The organism is Providencia sp. PROV197 (genome assembly GCF_028479625.1).
GTDB lineage: Bacteria > Pseudomonadota > Gammaproteobacteria > Enterobacterales > Enterobacteriaceae > Providencia > Providencia vermicola.
Genome location: NZ_JAMPNZ010000004.1, coordinates 188200 through 203826 on the forward strand (window position 1 = coordinate 188200; position 15627 = coordinate 203826).

The window sequence follows — 15627 nt, forward strand, 5'->3', positions numbered from 1 at the left end:
GCCCTTTTTTAATTGATTACTCAGCGCGGTCTAGCGTCATACGATTTAACATTGGTGCGGTTAACACCATAATAATCGCAATCGCCCCAGTCACTAAGCCTATCTTCAAGAATACATCACTGTATACAGCTAATGATTCGACTTTACTGGTCAGTTCGCCTTCTGGCGCTGCGGCCATCGAGGCAACATACCCTGCAATAAAGGCAGCCGCAGAGTTCGTTAAGAACCAAGCACCCATAATGAAGCCCATTAAACGCTGTGGTACTAATTGAGCTACCATCGCTAAGCCCAGACCAGAAATCATCAGCTCACCAATACTTTGGAAACCGTAACAAATCACCAGCCATTGGACAGACACAATACCCGCCTCGTTAGCAAATTTAGCACCTAGTGGCAGTACTAAGAATGCCGCAGAACACAGAACCATCCCAATCGCAAATTTATGAGGCATCGGCAAATTATCACCCATTTTGTTATAAATTGCCGCTAAAATTGGGCTCCCAATCATAATCCATAATGGGTTCAATGCTTGGTACTGTGCAGGTTCAATTGAAAAACCGAAAACTTCGTGCTCAACATTATGCAATGCAAAGAAGTTTAATGAGGTCGGCATTTGACTATATAAAACGAAGAAAACTATTGCTTCTAACATCAGAATTAATGCAACAATCATCCGGCGACGCGCAGTACCTTTTAAAGCGAGCGTTTCTTTAATGAAGATAACTAAAATCCCTAAAGAAATGATTGCTAAAGCTGTACGTGCAACACCTAAGTTATGCAGCAACCATGTAGAAATGGCAATTAATGCCACTACACCAATCACAGTTGCCACTAAGCGAGAAATCACTACTGGCGCAAAGTCAGGTTTCGAACCATGCTGAGAAACCCATTTCTTGCACATATAGAAGTTAATCAATGTAATGATAAGACCAACGACACTCAGAGAGAACGCAACGTCCCAACCGTAGTGTTTGGCTAACCAAGGCGTTGCAATCATAGAGAAGAATGAACCGATGTTTACGGACATGTAATACATGGTAAACGCGCCGTCCAAACGTGGGTCATCTTTTTCATAACAGGTTGATAATAAAGAAGACGGATTTGCCTTAAATAAACCATTACCCACTGCTATAGTTGCAAGCCCTACATACACCATTGACACATCATGCCCTGAGAAAGCGACAAATGCATACCCTGCAATTAAGGTCAGTGTCCCTAAAACGATAACGCGTTTTGTGCCTAAGATTTTATCCCCTAACCAACCACCTATTGCAACAAAGCCATAAACTAATGCTGCAAATGCAGAGAATAAGGTGATGGATTCGGTTTCTGACATGCCGAGAACTTGGCTCAGGTATATAGGCAGGATACCTTGTAAACCGTAGTAACCAAAACGTTCCCAGAGTTCGATAGAAAAGATGAGATAGAACGAGCGAGGTTGCTTAAACGCGTTAAGACTGACTTCCTCTTTATTATTTGTTGTGGACACAAGTTACCTCTAGTACAACCTGTACATATGCAAAAAAACCACGGAGCGCTCGTTGCGCTCTCGCATTGTTATGATCTCAAGAATTAACGTTGGAAGGGCTCACTACAAATTAGAAGAGCGTCATTCCCTGCCCTCAAAACAAACAAAACTGTGTGTAAACTTGTTTATGGATCTCAAACATAAAATTCAATGAGTTAAAGCATATTTGATTATTTATTCAACATTAACCGGTAGATATCCCGCCAAGAACTAGATAATCAATTAAGCCATATACGTTATTTATGCACCAAAACTATAGAATTAGCCAGTATTAATTACTACATCAATGAATTATTATCGTGATTAACTTCAATTTTTTACAAAATACCAATATTATTATCGACCACTAATTAATCAGTTGTTTCTCTAATGTTAAGGATATTATTCCATATTTTAATTATATTCATGGAATATGTCATACCACATTAACCCTGTATCCTCACGTTAACTTGGGGATAATCTCAATGGGAAAAAGGCATTTTATAAATTGGAAAGTGGCGATATCGTCATGAAAGGATGTTGCTCAGGAATTTTAGACAAAAAAAAGCCCAGTAAATAAACTGGGCATAATGCATTCTACTCAAGGATCTTTTTGCTAAATTCAAACTATCACTACGTAGGTGCATTATTACATTACTTCGTGTAAAGAAATGAATGATGAGGGTAAATATATGAATGTTTACGCAAGCAAACAGAAATATAGTTACTATTAAGACCTATGTACTTCAAAAAAAGTTCATCTTTTTTTTATTTTTTCTGCATCTTTTTTGATGGCAATAATTAACCATTTGATTTATTGATAATAATGTACAATCAACCAAATGATTGCACTGAACTCAGCAACACGATAATTTACCTTAAATGGTTTTTTAAGAAATATAGCTCGAAGGAAATCCCTGTGAAAAAAAATTTTTTACCCTTATTTTTGATAAGCTGTTTATTCATTCCTTCGGCTTTCGCGGAAAAAGTTAGCACACCGCTGGATGAAAAATCACTGATTGAACTTGCCACTCAAGGGCAAGCTGAAGCTCAATTCAATTTAGCGATGTTTTACCAATCTCATGGACAGCTTGACGACGCCTTAAAGTGGTATCTTCTTTCTGCTAATCAAGGCTTTAGTAAAGCTCAAATTAACTTGGCACTGATATACCAGGAAGGTTCTGGTGTCCCTAAAGATGAAAAACTGATGCTACATTGGATGCAATTAGCTGCTGAAAATGACGATCCTATTGGCCAAATGAACATGGCAGAATACACACTGCATGGCATTGACAATCTTTTAGAGAAAAACCCAGAATCTGCAGAACAATGGCTTAAAAAAGCGGCTGAACAACATTTCCAACCGGCGATGCTCACGTTAGCTTATTGGTATGAAGAAGGAAAAGCGGTCACAAAAGACCCGCAAAAAGCCCAAAAAATTTATCTTGCACTCGCTGAACAAAATCATCCACAAGCACTCTATTTACTGGGCTATCAAGCCGCAACTGGTATGTACGACAAAGTCGATTATGCCCTCGCGTTTGATTACTTCACACGCGCTGCTGAGCTTGGTTTCTCTCCTGCACAAAATAGCCTCGGCATGCTATACCTGACGGGCCAAGGAACGAAAAAAAATACGCAATCAGCGATTAAATGGTTAACACTCGCCGCCAAACAAGGGGAAGTGTCTGCGCAATTTAATTTAGCATTAATTTATGCACGAGGTGACGGTATCAAGGCCGACCAAGCTAAAGCCTGCCACTGGTTTATTAAAGCCGCTCAACAAAATAGTGCCGATGCACAGTACGCAAGCGGCGCCTGCTATCAATATGGCATGGGTGTTGAGCAAGATGATATTAAAGCGTTACGCTGGTACAAATTGGCTGCGGCAAAAGGCAATGAGCGCGCTGAGAAAAAAGTACTGATTTTGGAAAATAATCTGAAGAATAAAAAATAACGCAGTGGCGTGTGGCTCTCAAAGAGAGCCACACGTTGTTTAGTACTGTTGTTTAGTACCGTCGCTTAGGATCTAGCATATAAATATTGGTAAATATCTTGGTTGTTAGAATAAACAATACCTGAGCTTAAAATATCAACAACCAACAATGCTTCTGTAATTCTATTCTCATCAACGCCATTTTTGTGAGCTAACGTTAATAGGTGATCAGCGAGAGCTCTATTGCCCTTATATTTGGCAATACCAAATAGCGCTAATATTTTAATTTCTCTTGCTACAAAAATAGCATCAAGCTGTTGATTGACATAAGTAAGAGCTTTGGGAGAAATATAATATTTAGATATTCCGCTTTTATCTTCATCTAAATATAGATTTGCATCTAATGCCAAAAGGCTATCACCGGCAATATTATACGCACCTGTTAAATAGGAGATTTCAGCGATTTCATCAAAAGAAGCACCATCTTGCTGCGCCGCTTTGGCATGGTGCAATAAACAATGCTGGCAATTTGTCGCTTGAGCAATTGCAACCGCAATTAAATGCTTATTTTTTGCGCTTATTGTTTCATTATTCCAACTTCCCGTCGATAATTCACGAAAATTACGCGTCTGTATTTGGGTTTTATCCAGCTCAGCGATGTTAAAGGTAGATTTTGCCATGATATTTCCTATTCGTTTAAATTATAATGAAACCGCTTCTTGTTTTGTTAAATCTGGCGTCTTACCTTTTGGTTGCTTCGCAATAGGGTCATTTGCCTTATATGCTGCAATCAAACTAATAAAACATAACGCTGAAATATATAAAGAAACTAAATAAGGGCTCTGATTATTATATTGTAATAATGCAGTCGCAATAAATGGCGTTAATCCACCTGATAACAAAGTACCAACTTGATAGCCCACGGAGACACCACTGTACCGAACTTCAACAGGAAATTGTTCAGCAAACCAAGCGGCACCAATGCTATAAATCGCAGCATCAAATAATGCCAAGAAAATAGTCATGACTAAAGGTAAATAAAATAAATTACCATTATCTAAGAAATAGAAGAATGGCCATACTGCAATGCCAATACTAATTAATGCAAAGAATGCGGGGATCCTTCTGCCTATTTTATCTGACAAAAGTGCCCAAAAAGGGGTTGTTAATACTGAAACCGCTGATGCAATAATAATTGATGTTAATACAATACTGGTATCTTGGTTCTTTAATTTTAAATAACTTAAAATAAATGTCGTTAATATTGCATACATTGCAGGTTGCGCTAATCGTAAACCTATCGTAATAAAAACTGATCTTTTATGATTTTTAATTAATTCAATTAATGGGTATTTTTGTATTTTCCCTGACTTTTTAAGCGCGAGAAACTCATCTGATTCCGTTGTTTTTAGCCTAATAATCAGCCCGATGACGACAAGAATAATGCTAACGAAAAATGGAATACGCCAACCCCAAGTTAAAAAGCTCTCTTCTGACATTGTTGATTTTACAACTAAAAATGCAGCTGAGGCCAGTAACATACCTATTGCTGAGCCAATCTGAGTAAATGAACCAATAAACCCTCTACGCTGCGGTTTCGTATGTTCAACCGCTAATAACGCCGCACCACCCCACTCAGCACCGCTAGCTAAACCTTGAAGCAGGCGAATAATCACAAGCAAAACAATGGCATAAATACCTATTGAATCAAAACTCGGGATCAACCCAGTAATAAATGTCGCCACGCCCATTAAAAGTAATGAGTAAACAAGTACTTTTTTTCGCCCAATTTTATCGCCAACATGCCCCGCAATAAAACCGCCTAATGGCCGGGCAAAAAAGCCCACACCATATGCCGCAAATGAGGAAAGTAATGCAACAGATGGGTCCGTGCTTTTTGAAAAAAATAATGTTGAAAAAATTAATGCGGATGCAGTGCTATAAATATAAAAGTCATACCACTCGATAGCTGTACCAATAAATGATGCTAATGCATACTTCCTTTCTTTTGGTGTTATTTTATTTTCTTTAGTTGTTATAGACATATAAATAATGACCCTGTGTTTAAATGGTCATCACATCCTATAATCAAAATTAAATAAGGATTAATATTGATTTAGTCTAAAATATAATTTTTTAGTGTTAAATTATTTTCATCTAACTCATGAAAATTTAATTAAAAACATAAAATACTATCCTAACTATTAGAAATAATAAAAATGGCTTTAAATTAATGATTTTGTCGTTTTTTATATTAAGCGATATTTTATTGAATATAAGAACATCATCTAGATAGTTCAAATTACAGGTAGGCAGTCAATAAGGGGAACTCGGGGAGCACACAGAAGTATGTGACCCGAGTCATCGCATGCAGCCAACACCCCTACAACGTGGAATATGACGAAGATTAGGGGCGACCGCGGTAGATCCTTTGAGGGCGTCCCACCTTCCCATACTCTATCTCAGCTTCAATCTTATTTTTTGCCAAGCAGTATTCTAGATAGCGCCTTGCGGTTGTGCGGCTAAGTTTAATCGTTTCTGCAATGCTTTCTGCGGTATATTCCGCTTCAAGATCGGCAAACAATGCTAAAACCTTTTCCAACGTGATCACATCAATACCTGTCGGCAGTTCCTCTTTGGATTCACCGCGTGCATAAGTATTAAACATATCATCGATTTTACTCTGGTTCGTTTTACTGTTGGCTTGTAAAACAGATTTACGCTGGATATATCTATCCAATGTTTGGCCTAAACGTTCATACGCTATTGGCTTAACCAAATAATCAAAAACGCCAAGACGAATGGCTTCAGTCACCGTTTCCATATCACTCGCTGCTGTCGTAAATACGATATCAGCACTATTTCGTTCTTGAATTAATTCATGAACGAGATCGATTCCTTTGCCGTCAGGTAAATAGTTGTCCAGTAAGATCAAATCTGGCTTCATGTATTCAATCATTTTTCTGGCTTCAGCTAAATTACCTGCCAACCAAACCTTGTCACAAGCTGGATATGCTTTAATGTACTCGCCGTGCATCTCTGCTAAAAGCAGCTCATCTTCCACAATGAGGATTTTTATCTTAATCATTTTTATATCTTCACTTTCGGAATAAAAATTGAGAATACTGTACCATGCGGCTGATTTTCTTCAATAATTACCGCGCCATTACAGCGTTTAATATAAGAAGCAACAAGATATAACCCTATACCATGACCTTCCGTCATTTCGGTTTTCGTTGTCACTCCGCGCTCAAACCATTTGTCTTGAATTTCTGCAGGGAAACCGCATCCTTGATCTGCAACCTCAATGACAATCTCCCTTCCTTCATCGGAAAGGTATAACTCCACTTGTTTATTACCCTGGTTATTTTTCAAACTGGCTTCAAATGCGTTATCGAGCAAATTACCTAATATGGCACAAAATTCTGTACTATTTAAGGACTCAGGCAATACATGAAGCTGGCTGCCTGGTGTAAAAACCAACTGTAAGCCCAATTCTTTTGCACGGTGATACTTACCAAACAATAACCCAGCAACTTGCTTATCAAAGAACTGTTCACGTAACGAATCTATAAGTTGTTGCTGAGATTCAGACTCACCTTTAATTAATGCAAGCGCTTGATCATATTCTTTCATTTGCAATAAACCACTCAACGTAGACATCCAATTTAGATGCTCATGCCGCAGAGTACGCAAATTTTCTACGTATTGGCGTACTTGTGTCAATTGGGAATTTAATGATTCAATATCATTTTGGCTACGAAAGCTAATAACCGCCCCGGCAAGCTGCTCACCATCACGAATAGCCACGCGGTTTGCAATCACATTTAAACCATTAAACTCACAAATCACGTCGTGTTTAATGGTTTCAATATCTGTAATGAAAAAATCAGCTGGCGATATATGCTCCGACACCCGTGTCCCTGTTAATTGGCCCAAAGGCTTGCCTAGGGATAACATCTTTCTCGCGTTAGAGTTAATATTAATAATCTGCCCTTGAGTATTTACCGCAATGACCCCTTCAAATACAGCCTCAAAAATCCCTTTTTGCACTAACACTAATTGGGCAATTTCTTCAGGTTCCATTTCTAACATTTGTTTTTGAATTAAACGTGAAAATGCCCATGACAAAAAAAGCAAGATAATCAATATTCCTAAGAAGGTCGCACCTGTCTGGACAAACAATTCACTGCGCGAGGTATCTATCTTGTTTGATAGATAACCAATCGAAACGACACCAATGACTTTCCCTTGTTCATCAAAAATGGGCGTTTTCGCTCTGACAGCATTCCCCATTGAGCCTTCACCATTAATGAAATAGCTTTCCCCTTTTTCTAATGCACCAGGTTTATTCCACTGCATTTTAAAACCAATTTTTTGGCTATTCGGGTGATATAAGCGCATTGAGTTTTCATCACCGATCACCACATAATCATAGTTTGAGTCTTGATTTAGCTTATCTGCAATCAACTTCAATTTCGGGATATCTCTATTCTTTACGGATTGCACCACCCCATCAATAGACGCAATTAACTTTGCTTGGCTCATGGCTAAAGATTGAATATTGGCAATCAACCGATTTTCCGCAGTATCTGTAAAGTATTTACCCAACCCAAGCGTCAAAAGCACAGAAACAATCAATAGAAGAAAGAAAACTCGCACTGAAAAGGAAATTGAGTTTACTTTTGTCAATGTAGAGAAAGCATGCTCTTTTTTCATATAGGCTCTTGTTACCAACTGAAAAGTAAAAAACTTGTTACAGTAGAAATCACAGAATAATTGATATTAGAAATATAAGCTAGAGACATAATACACATATTATTAATTAAACACATTAAAACCAAGTAATAAAGCACATATCGAATAATTAAAAACATTAAAACCATTAAACAAATACAAACTCATTTTAGAAACATGAAATAGGTCAAATATATTAAATATAGGACCTTTAATATTAATCTTGAAAAAGATAATTAAATAAGAGTTTATATTTTTAAGAATAAGAAAAACCAAAAAAACACTTATTTAATTAATTTTAACATTAGCAACATTTTAAAAACATCTCTAAAAGAGATGCAGGATACTATTATGTTCGAAAACATAACGTTTAATCAGGTAAAACGTCATGAGAACAGGAAACTTGCTGAAATAACTCAGTTTTTAAAGGAAAATGATTTAGAGCTTGATGCAAGCATTGACGTTTTCATTACGATAACCCGTAATGAGGAATTAATCGCGTGTGGTGGACTGGCAAAAAACGTTATTAAATGCGTAGCAATTAGCGATGACGTTCGTGGTGAAGGTCTCGCGTTAAAATTAGCAACCGAGCTTGTTAATCTTGCTTACGAAAATAATACAACTCATTTGTTTATTTATACTAAATTTCAAAATGAAAACCTATTCCAGCAATGCGGTTTTCATACTATAGCGACTGTGCCTGATGTGATGGTATTGATGGAAAATAGTTGCTGTTATCTAAAACGTTATATTCAAAGTTTAAAAGCACAGCGTGTCGACGGTAAAAAAATTGGGGCCATCGTAATGAATGCCAACCCATTTACCTTAGGCCACCGTTATTTAATCGAACAAGCAGCTAAAGCCTGTGATTGGCTCCACTTATTTGTTGTTAAAGAGGATACCTCTCGCTTCCCTTATAAAGTCAGACTGAACTTAATTGAAGCAGGTACAAAAGGTATTGAGAACCTCACCATTCACCGTGGTTCTGAATATATTATTTCTCGGGCAACGTTCCCTTGTTACTTTATTAAAGACAAAACGGTAGCCAATAACTGTTATACCGAAATCGATATTAAGATTTTTCGCCAATATATTGCCCCTGCATTGGGGATAACCCATAGATTCGTCGGATCAGAGCCATTTTGCCAAGTCACCAACCAATATAACCAAGACATGCGCTATTGGCTTGAAACGGATGCGATGAATTTTCCTCCTATAGAACTCGTTGAATTTCCGCGAACAGTCATCAACGGAACGGCGGTCTCCGCCTCACAAGTTAGAAGACTACTCGCTAAAAAAGATCTTGCGGCTATTAAGGCGATTGTGCCTGACGCGACATATCAATATTTACAAGAGATGCTCGCTAATCAAGCAACATCAACGACAAACCGCATCGAAAGTTCTGAATTAGCTATAGGTGAAATATGAAGATTAAACATGCAGCCGTTGCTGGCACACTTGAATCAAGTGATGTCATGGTTCGAATAGAACCGCTAGAAGATACTCAAGAAGTTTCCGTGCAAATAACCAGCAGTGTTGAAAAACAATTTGGTGATGCTATCGCCAGTATCGTTCAGGAAATGATAGTTCAGCATGATATTCAAGGTGCTCAAATCATCGTCGATGATAAAGGTGCATTAGAGTGTGTACTAAAAGCGCGTTTGGAAGCCCTACTCGCTCGTGCTTGTGATATCGATTATTTGCCATGGGAGAATAAATAATGACACCAGAACAAAAATCACGTACACGCAGAAGCATGCTTTTCGTTCCTGGTTCAAATGCGGCGATGTTAAGCAACTCGTTTATTTATAAAGCAGATGCGCTGATGTTTGACTTAGAAGACTCCGTGACATTACGCGAAAAAGATACCGCACGTCGCTTGGTTTATCATGCATTACAGCACCCTTTGTATGCCGATATTGAAACTATTGTTCGTGTGAATGCTTTAGATTCTGCCTTTGGTGTTGCTGACCTTGAAGCTGTTGTTCGTGGCGGCGCAAAAATTGTGCGTTTACCAAAAACAGATACTGCTCAAGATGTCACCGATATCGAAACTGAAATATTACGTATTGAAAAAAGTTGTGGTCGTGAAGAAGGTAGCACAGGTTTATTAGCAGCGATTGAATCACCGATGGGGATCACACAAGCGGTGAATATCGCCCACGCATCACCAAGACTTATTGGCATCGCATTAGGTGCCGAGGACTATGTCCGCAATTTGCGCACCGAGCGGTCTCCTGACGGCGTTGAACTCCTCTATGCTCGGTGCGCCATTTTACAAGCCGCACGCTCAGCAGGTATCCAAGCCTTTGATACCGTTTATTCTGATGCAAATAATGAAGAAGGTTTCCTACGCGAAGCCGCACACATTAAACAACTCGGCTTTGATGGCAAATCATTAATTAACCCAAGACAAATTGAGTTACTCCATAACTTGTATGCGCCAACTCAAAAAGAAGTCGACCATGCTCAACGTGTTGTTGATGCCGCAGATTCCGCAGCCCTTGAGGGTAAAGGCGTGGTGTCATTAAACGGAAAAATGGTTGATGGCCCAGTCATTGACAGAGCCCGCTTAGTATTATCTCGCGCGGCATTATCTGGTATTCGGGAAGAGTGAGGCAAAAAATGACAACAAATACTCAACGTCAAACACGCGTAAGTGCTTACCTACAACCTAAAAGCGATGAAGCATTACGTGAATTTAAAGATATTGGTAAAGTCCAACAACAAGTTCAAAAACCAAGAAACCGCAAGCTATGTGATGACTTACAAGTGGCTATTCGCCGCTCAGGTTTGCAAGATGGCATGACAATTTCGTTTCACCATGCGTTTCGTGGCGGCGATCTGACGGTCAATATGGTCATGCAAGTGATTGCCGAAATGGGCTTTCGTAATCTGACATTAGCGTCCAGTTCCTTAAGTGCATGCCATTCACCGCTGGTCGAACATATTCGTCACGGTGTTATTCGTAAGATTTATACCTCAGGTATTCGTGGTCCACTGGCTGAAGCGATTTCTCGTGGCGAACTTGAAGAGCCAGTGCAAATTCATTCTCATGGTGGCCGTGCAAACCTTGTGCACAATGGCGAGCTGCGTATTGATGTCGCCTTCATTGGTGTGCCATCTTGCGACGAATACGGTAATGCCAACGGATATACAGGTACCGCCAGCTGTGGCTCATTAGGTTATGCCAAAATTGACGCAGAAACAGCGAATAAAGTCGTCATGCTAACCGAAGAGATATTGGATTATCCACACAACCCGTCCAGCATCAAGCAAGATGAGGTCGACTATATCGTTAAGGTTAAACGTGTCGGTGATGCAGATAAAATCGGTGCTGATGCCACCCGTATGACCTCAAACCCAAGAGAACTACTGATTGCGCGTACTGCCGCTGATGTTATTGAAAAATCAGGCTTCTTCAAAGAAGGGTTTTCATTACAAACGGGTACTGGGGGCGCATCCCTTGCCGTGACTCGCTTCCTTGAGGACAAAATGCGCCGCCACAATATCACCGCAGGCTTTGCCCTTGGCGGTATCACATCAACCATCGTCGATTTGCATGAAAAAGGCTTAATTCGCAAATTATTAGACGTACAAAGTTTTGATAAAGCGGCAGCAGAGTCTCTTGCTCGTAACCCAAATCATATTGAAATCAGTGCCAATCAATACGCCTGCTTTGACTCTAAAGGTGCTTCTGTCGACATGCTCGATGTTGTCGTACTCAGTGCTCTGGAAATTGATACACGCTTTAATGTCAATGTGTTAACAGGTTCTGATGGTGTTATCCGCGGTGCATCGGGTGGTCACAGTGATACCGCAGTCGCTGCGAAATTATCCATTATCGTTGCGCCATTAGTGCGCGGTCGTATCCCAACGTTAGTTGATGAAGTCCTGACTTGCGTTACCCCAGGATCAAGCGTCGATATTTTAGTGACCGACCATGGTATTGCCGTAAACCCTGCACGACCTGAATTGAAGCAGCAATTAGAAAGCCAAGGTATCAAAACGGTTTCAATTGGCTGGTTAAGAGAACGCGCTCAGTTACTCACGGGAACACCTAACCCTATTGAATTTACAGATAAAGTCGTTGCCGTCGTGCGTTACCGTGATGGCTCTGTGATTGATGTTGTTCATCAAGTGAAGGAGTAACTATGTTTTGCCCACTGCCTGATACTCAAGAGCAATTTGAAATTTCCTTACCTGAGCTGTTGGCAAGCCGTGATGCCCGTCAGGCACGCCAGCAACAATGGATTGGTCTCCATCAGGTAACCTTGATTTCATTTACTGTCGTTTTCCCAGGGGCTGTCAAAGACAACTCCCTTGTTAGACATGTGTTTAATCAGGGCCTAAATGCGCTTAAACAAGTTGCTTTATGCAGGCAGTGGGTACTTTTATCTCAACAATCATGGGCATTAAGCACGGGGCCTGAATGTTTAGTCGCCGTTGATGCTGATGCCATTGAAGTCAAAAAGACATTAATTGAGGCCGAAGAACGCTCCCCAGTGGGACGTTTATGGGATTTTGATGTCTTTGATGCACAAGGAAAACAATATTCACGTGGTCAATTAAATCTACCTGCAAGGCGTTGTTTAATTTGTGAAAAAGAAGCCAAAATCTGTGCTCGTCATCGCGCTCATCCCTTGGCAGATATTCTTTCTCGCATAGCGGAGCTAGCCCATGGAACTTGTTAACTACTCACAAACCCTAAGTGACCAGCTTACTCACTATTACAGCCAGTTAGCTTGGCAAGCCATGCTCGCTGAAGTGAACTTAACCCCAAAACCAGGTTTAGTAGACAAACACAATACAGGCGCTCATAAAGATATGGCGCTAACGGATTTTCATTTAAGTGCCAATGCCATCGCCAAATTTTTTCCACTATTTATTCAGGCTGGCACACAATATAAAAATCTACCGATTAAACAGGTTTTAAGCAAAATTAGAACTATCGGGATGGCGTGTGAAACCGCCATGTTCCAAGCCACTCAAGGTGTAAATACCCATAAAGGCAGCATTTTTTCATTAGGTTTAGTATTAACCGCAATTGGTCGCTTAGCCGCATTACAGCAAACCGTGACACCAGTTGCGATTAGCCAATTAGTTGCAGGGATGTGCCAAGGAATTTGCGCTGAATTGATGCAACCTACGGATACTCCAACAGCTGGCCAACGTTTATATCAACAATTTGGTTTTACTGGAGCACGAGGGGAAGCTGAAGGTGGCTACTCGCTAGTTATCAACCATTCATTGCCCTTTTATTTACAGCAACTAGCGGCGCAACAGGATGCTGAAATAGCTTTAATAAATACGTTAATTCTATTAATGAAAATTAATGATGACACCAATATTGCAAATCGTGGCGGCTTAAATGGTTTAATTTGGGTAAAACAGCAAGCAACCAAATTATTGCAAGAGGGGATTAATCATCCTGATGATTTAGTCAAAGTAAAACAATTTGACCAGCACTGTATTGAAAAGAATCTAAGCCCAGGTGGTAGCGCAGATTTATTAATTTTAACGTGGTTTTTTGCCCGTCTGCCTAGACAAGGCTTCGGTATTTAGCATTAAAAATTAAAACAACTTATATGTTCACCAACACAGGAACCCATTCAATAATTTAATTAATAAAGATTAATAAAAATATATTTAATTAAGTAATAGTTATTGATTTAAAGAATTTATAACATATTGGAAATAGCTAAATAATGACAATGAATATCAAAATCATTATTCCTATTAAGGCATTGCTATACCTCCAATATGACGAAAAACCGAATTCATAATATTCAAGTTTTAATTTCGTTAAGGATCAAGCCTATGCCAAAAGACAAAATCTGGAAACTGCTACTTCTGATAGCAATTCCAATCATTATCGCCTTAATACCGACTCCTGCGGGGTTACCGCATATCGCGTGGTTATTATTTGGTCTTTACCTCGCGGCTATTGTTGGACTGGTATTAAAACCTTATTCAGAACCTGTTATTTTGTTAGCCACTATTGCCGCAAGCGCCGTCATAATTGGTGTAACAGGTACGAAAGATGTTAAAGCCAGTGAAGTCTTAAGTGGTTATGCATCAGGGACAACATGGCTGGTATTTGCGGCATTTACGCTGAGTGCTGCATTTGTTATTACAGGTTTGGGTAAACGCCTTTCGTACATTTTGATTGGTAAATTGGGCGGCACTACATTAGGCCTTGGTTATGTCACTGCGATCCTTGATTTAATTATTGCCCCAGCAACGCCATCGAATACCGCTCGTGCGGGTGGGATTGTTTTCCCAATCATAAACAGCGTGGCAGTAGCATTAGGTTCTGATCCTGAAAAAAGCCCTCGCAAAGCAGGCCACTACTTGTTAGTCAACGTATACATGGTGACCAAAACGACCAGCTATATGTTCTTAACAGCAATGGCACCAAACGCTTTAGCATTAGCCATGATGAGTGACATTATGGGCATTCATTTAAGTTGGGGTGGATGGGCACTCGCGGCATCGGTTCCTGGCTTAATTATGCTGATTTTGACACCACTGATGATTTATAAGCTGTATCCACCTGAACTCAAAAAGGTGAATAACAAAGAGATCGCAGCAAAAGGCTTAGCAGACTTAGGCCCAATGACGATGCGTGAAAAACTGTTGGCTATCATCTTCGTTATCGCACTGTGTGGCTGGATTTTCTCTGACCTTATCGGTGTGAGTGCATCCAGTGTCGCTATCGCTGTCATGGCATTAACCTTAATTTTAGGTGTTGTCACATGGGATGATGTGCTGAAAAACAAAGGGGGTTGGAACACCCTGATTTGGTACGGCGGTATCATCAGTATGTCAGGCGTTCTCACTAAAGCAGGCTTCTTTAAATGGTTAGCCGACACCATGAGTCAGTACCTCTCTTTCGGTGACCAAGCCATGTTAGCTTTCTTTGTTATCATGTTTATCAGTGTCGCCATTCGTTACCTGTTCGCATCAGGTGGTGCTTATGTTGCCGCGATGGTGCCTGTATTTGCCACTGTAGGTATGGTCGCAGGTGCACCTCCAATGTTACTGGCATTAGGCTTACTGTTCTCTAACGCATACGGCGGAAGCGTAACGCACTACGGTGGTGCCGCAGCACCAATCGTATTCGGTGCAGGCTACAACGATATTCGTTCTTGGTGGATCATCGGTGGATTAGTCGCATTCGTTAGCTTATTCGTCCACATGACTATCGGTTTAGGTTGGTGGGAAATCTTGATTAGCATGGGTCTGATTTAATGCGCTCTATTCTAATCAATCACTAAATTATTCAATGGGGTACAATATCAATTGTGCCCCTTTTTAAAATCTGACAATGACTATTTCGCGTTAACGATGGTGCGTAAAACAGAATGAAGGCTTTCTAAATATCCCAAGGAACACACACCAGTATACGAATAAGCGTAGTCAGCAACGCTGCGGCTTGAATAAC

13 protein-coding genes are annotated in these 15627 nt (G+C 40.0%); 8 read left to right on the plus strand and 5 right to left on the minus strand.

Annotated features, from left to right (window positions below; genetic code table 11):
• Nucleotides 1–16: 16 nt before the first annotated feature.
• The gene (gene dtpA, locus PR808_RS02765; RefSeq protein WP_206083925.1) at nt 17–1489 is read right to left on the minus strand and encodes a dipeptide/tripeptide permease DtpA; all 1473 of its coding nucleotides are present in this window, start codon (nt 1487–1489) and stop codon (nt 17–19) included.
• Nucleotides 1490–2426: 937 nt separating this feature from the next.
• Here dtpA and PR808_RS02770 point away from each other — a divergent pair.
• The gene (locus PR808_RS02770; protein WP_272538647.1) at nt 2427–3464 is read left to right on the plus strand and encodes an SEL1-like repeat protein; all 1038 of its coding nucleotides are present in this window, start codon (nt 2427–2429) and stop codon (nt 3462–3464) included.
• Nucleotides 3465–3529: 65 nt separating this feature from the next.
• Here the strand turns inward: PR808_RS02770 and PR808_RS02775 are convergent, their stop codons facing one another.
• The 4 genes from PR808_RS02775 to dpiB form a co-directional block, all read right to left on the minus strand.
• A complete protein-coding gene (locus PR808_RS02775) occupies nt 3530–4123 on the minus strand; it encodes a carboxymuconolactone decarboxylase family protein (RefSeq protein ID WP_272538648.1) in 594 nt (197 codons plus the stop codon).
• Nucleotides 4124–4144: 21 nt separating this feature from the next.
• On the minus strand, nt 4145–5488 hold the full coding sequence (locus PR808_RS02780; protein WP_272538649.1) for an MFS transporter: 1344 nt from the start codon (nt 5486–5488) through the stop codon (nt 4145–4147).
• 362 nt (nt 5489–5850) lie between these two features.
• The gene (dpiA, locus tag PR808_RS02785) at nt 5851–6531 is read right to left on the minus strand and encodes a two-component response regulator DpiA (RefSeq protein ID WP_272538650.1); all 681 of its coding nucleotides are present in this window, start codon (nt 6529–6531) and stop codon (nt 5851–5853) included.
• Between the two features lie 2 nt (nt 6532–6533).
• Nucleotides 6534–8162, minus strand: coding sequence for a sensor histidine kinase DpiB (dpiB, locus tag PR808_RS02790; RefSeq protein ID WP_272538651.1), 1629 nt, complete (start codon nt 8160–8162; stop codon nt 6534–6536).
• Between the two features lie 369 nt (nt 8163–8531).
• Here dpiB and citC point away from each other — a divergent pair, with 369 nt between their 5' ends.
• From citC to PR808_RS02825, 7 genes are all read left to right on the plus strand, one after another.
• Nucleotides 8532–9608 (plus strand): [citrate (pro-3S)-lyase] ligase, encoded by a 1077-nt coding sequence (citC, locus tag PR808_RS02795; RefSeq protein ID WP_206083919.1) that lies wholly within the window; start codon nt 8532–8534, stop codon nt 9606–9608.
• Nucleotides 9605–9901 carry a citrate lyase acyl carrier protein gene (citD, locus tag PR808_RS02800; RefSeq protein WP_206083918.1) on the plus strand — a complete coding sequence of 99 codons (297 nt, stop codon included), beginning with the start codon at nt 9605–9607 and terminating at the stop codon, nt 9899–9901. The genes citC and citD overlap by 4 nt, the downstream gene beginning before the upstream one ends.
• Nucleotides 9901–10797, plus strand: coding sequence for a citrate (pro-3S)-lyase subunit beta (citE, locus tag PR808_RS02805; protein ID WP_206083917.1), 897 nt, complete (start codon nt 9901–9903; stop codon nt 10795–10797). The genes citD and citE overlap by 1 nt, the downstream gene beginning before the upstream one ends.
• An 8-nt stretch (nt 10798–10805) precedes the next feature.
• Nucleotides 10806–12332, plus strand: coding sequence for a citrate lyase subunit alpha (gene citF, locus PR808_RS02810; RefSeq protein ID WP_306803649.1), 1527 nt, complete (start codon nt 10806–10808; stop codon nt 12330–12332).
• A gap of 2 nt (nt 12333–12334) precedes the next feature.
• Nucleotides 12335–12874, plus strand: coding sequence for a citrate lyase holo-[acyl-carrier protein] synthase (gene citX / locus PR808_RS02815; RefSeq protein ID WP_272538652.1), 540 nt, complete (start codon nt 12335–12337; stop codon nt 12872–12874).
• A complete protein-coding gene (gene citG, locus PR808_RS02820; protein WP_272538653.1) occupies nt 12861–13745 on the plus strand; it encodes a triphosphoribosyl-dephospho-CoA synthase CitG in 885 nt (294 codons plus the stop codon). Before citX ends, citG begins: the two co-directional genes overlap by 14 nt.
• A 255-nt stretch (nt 13746–14000) precedes the next feature.
• Nucleotides 14001–15434: an anion permease gene (locus PR808_RS02825; protein WP_206083913.1), complete on the plus strand. Its 1434-nt coding sequence runs from the start codon at nt 14001–14003 to the stop codon at nt 15432–15434.
• The last annotated feature ends 193 nt before the right edge of the window (nt 15435–15627 follow it).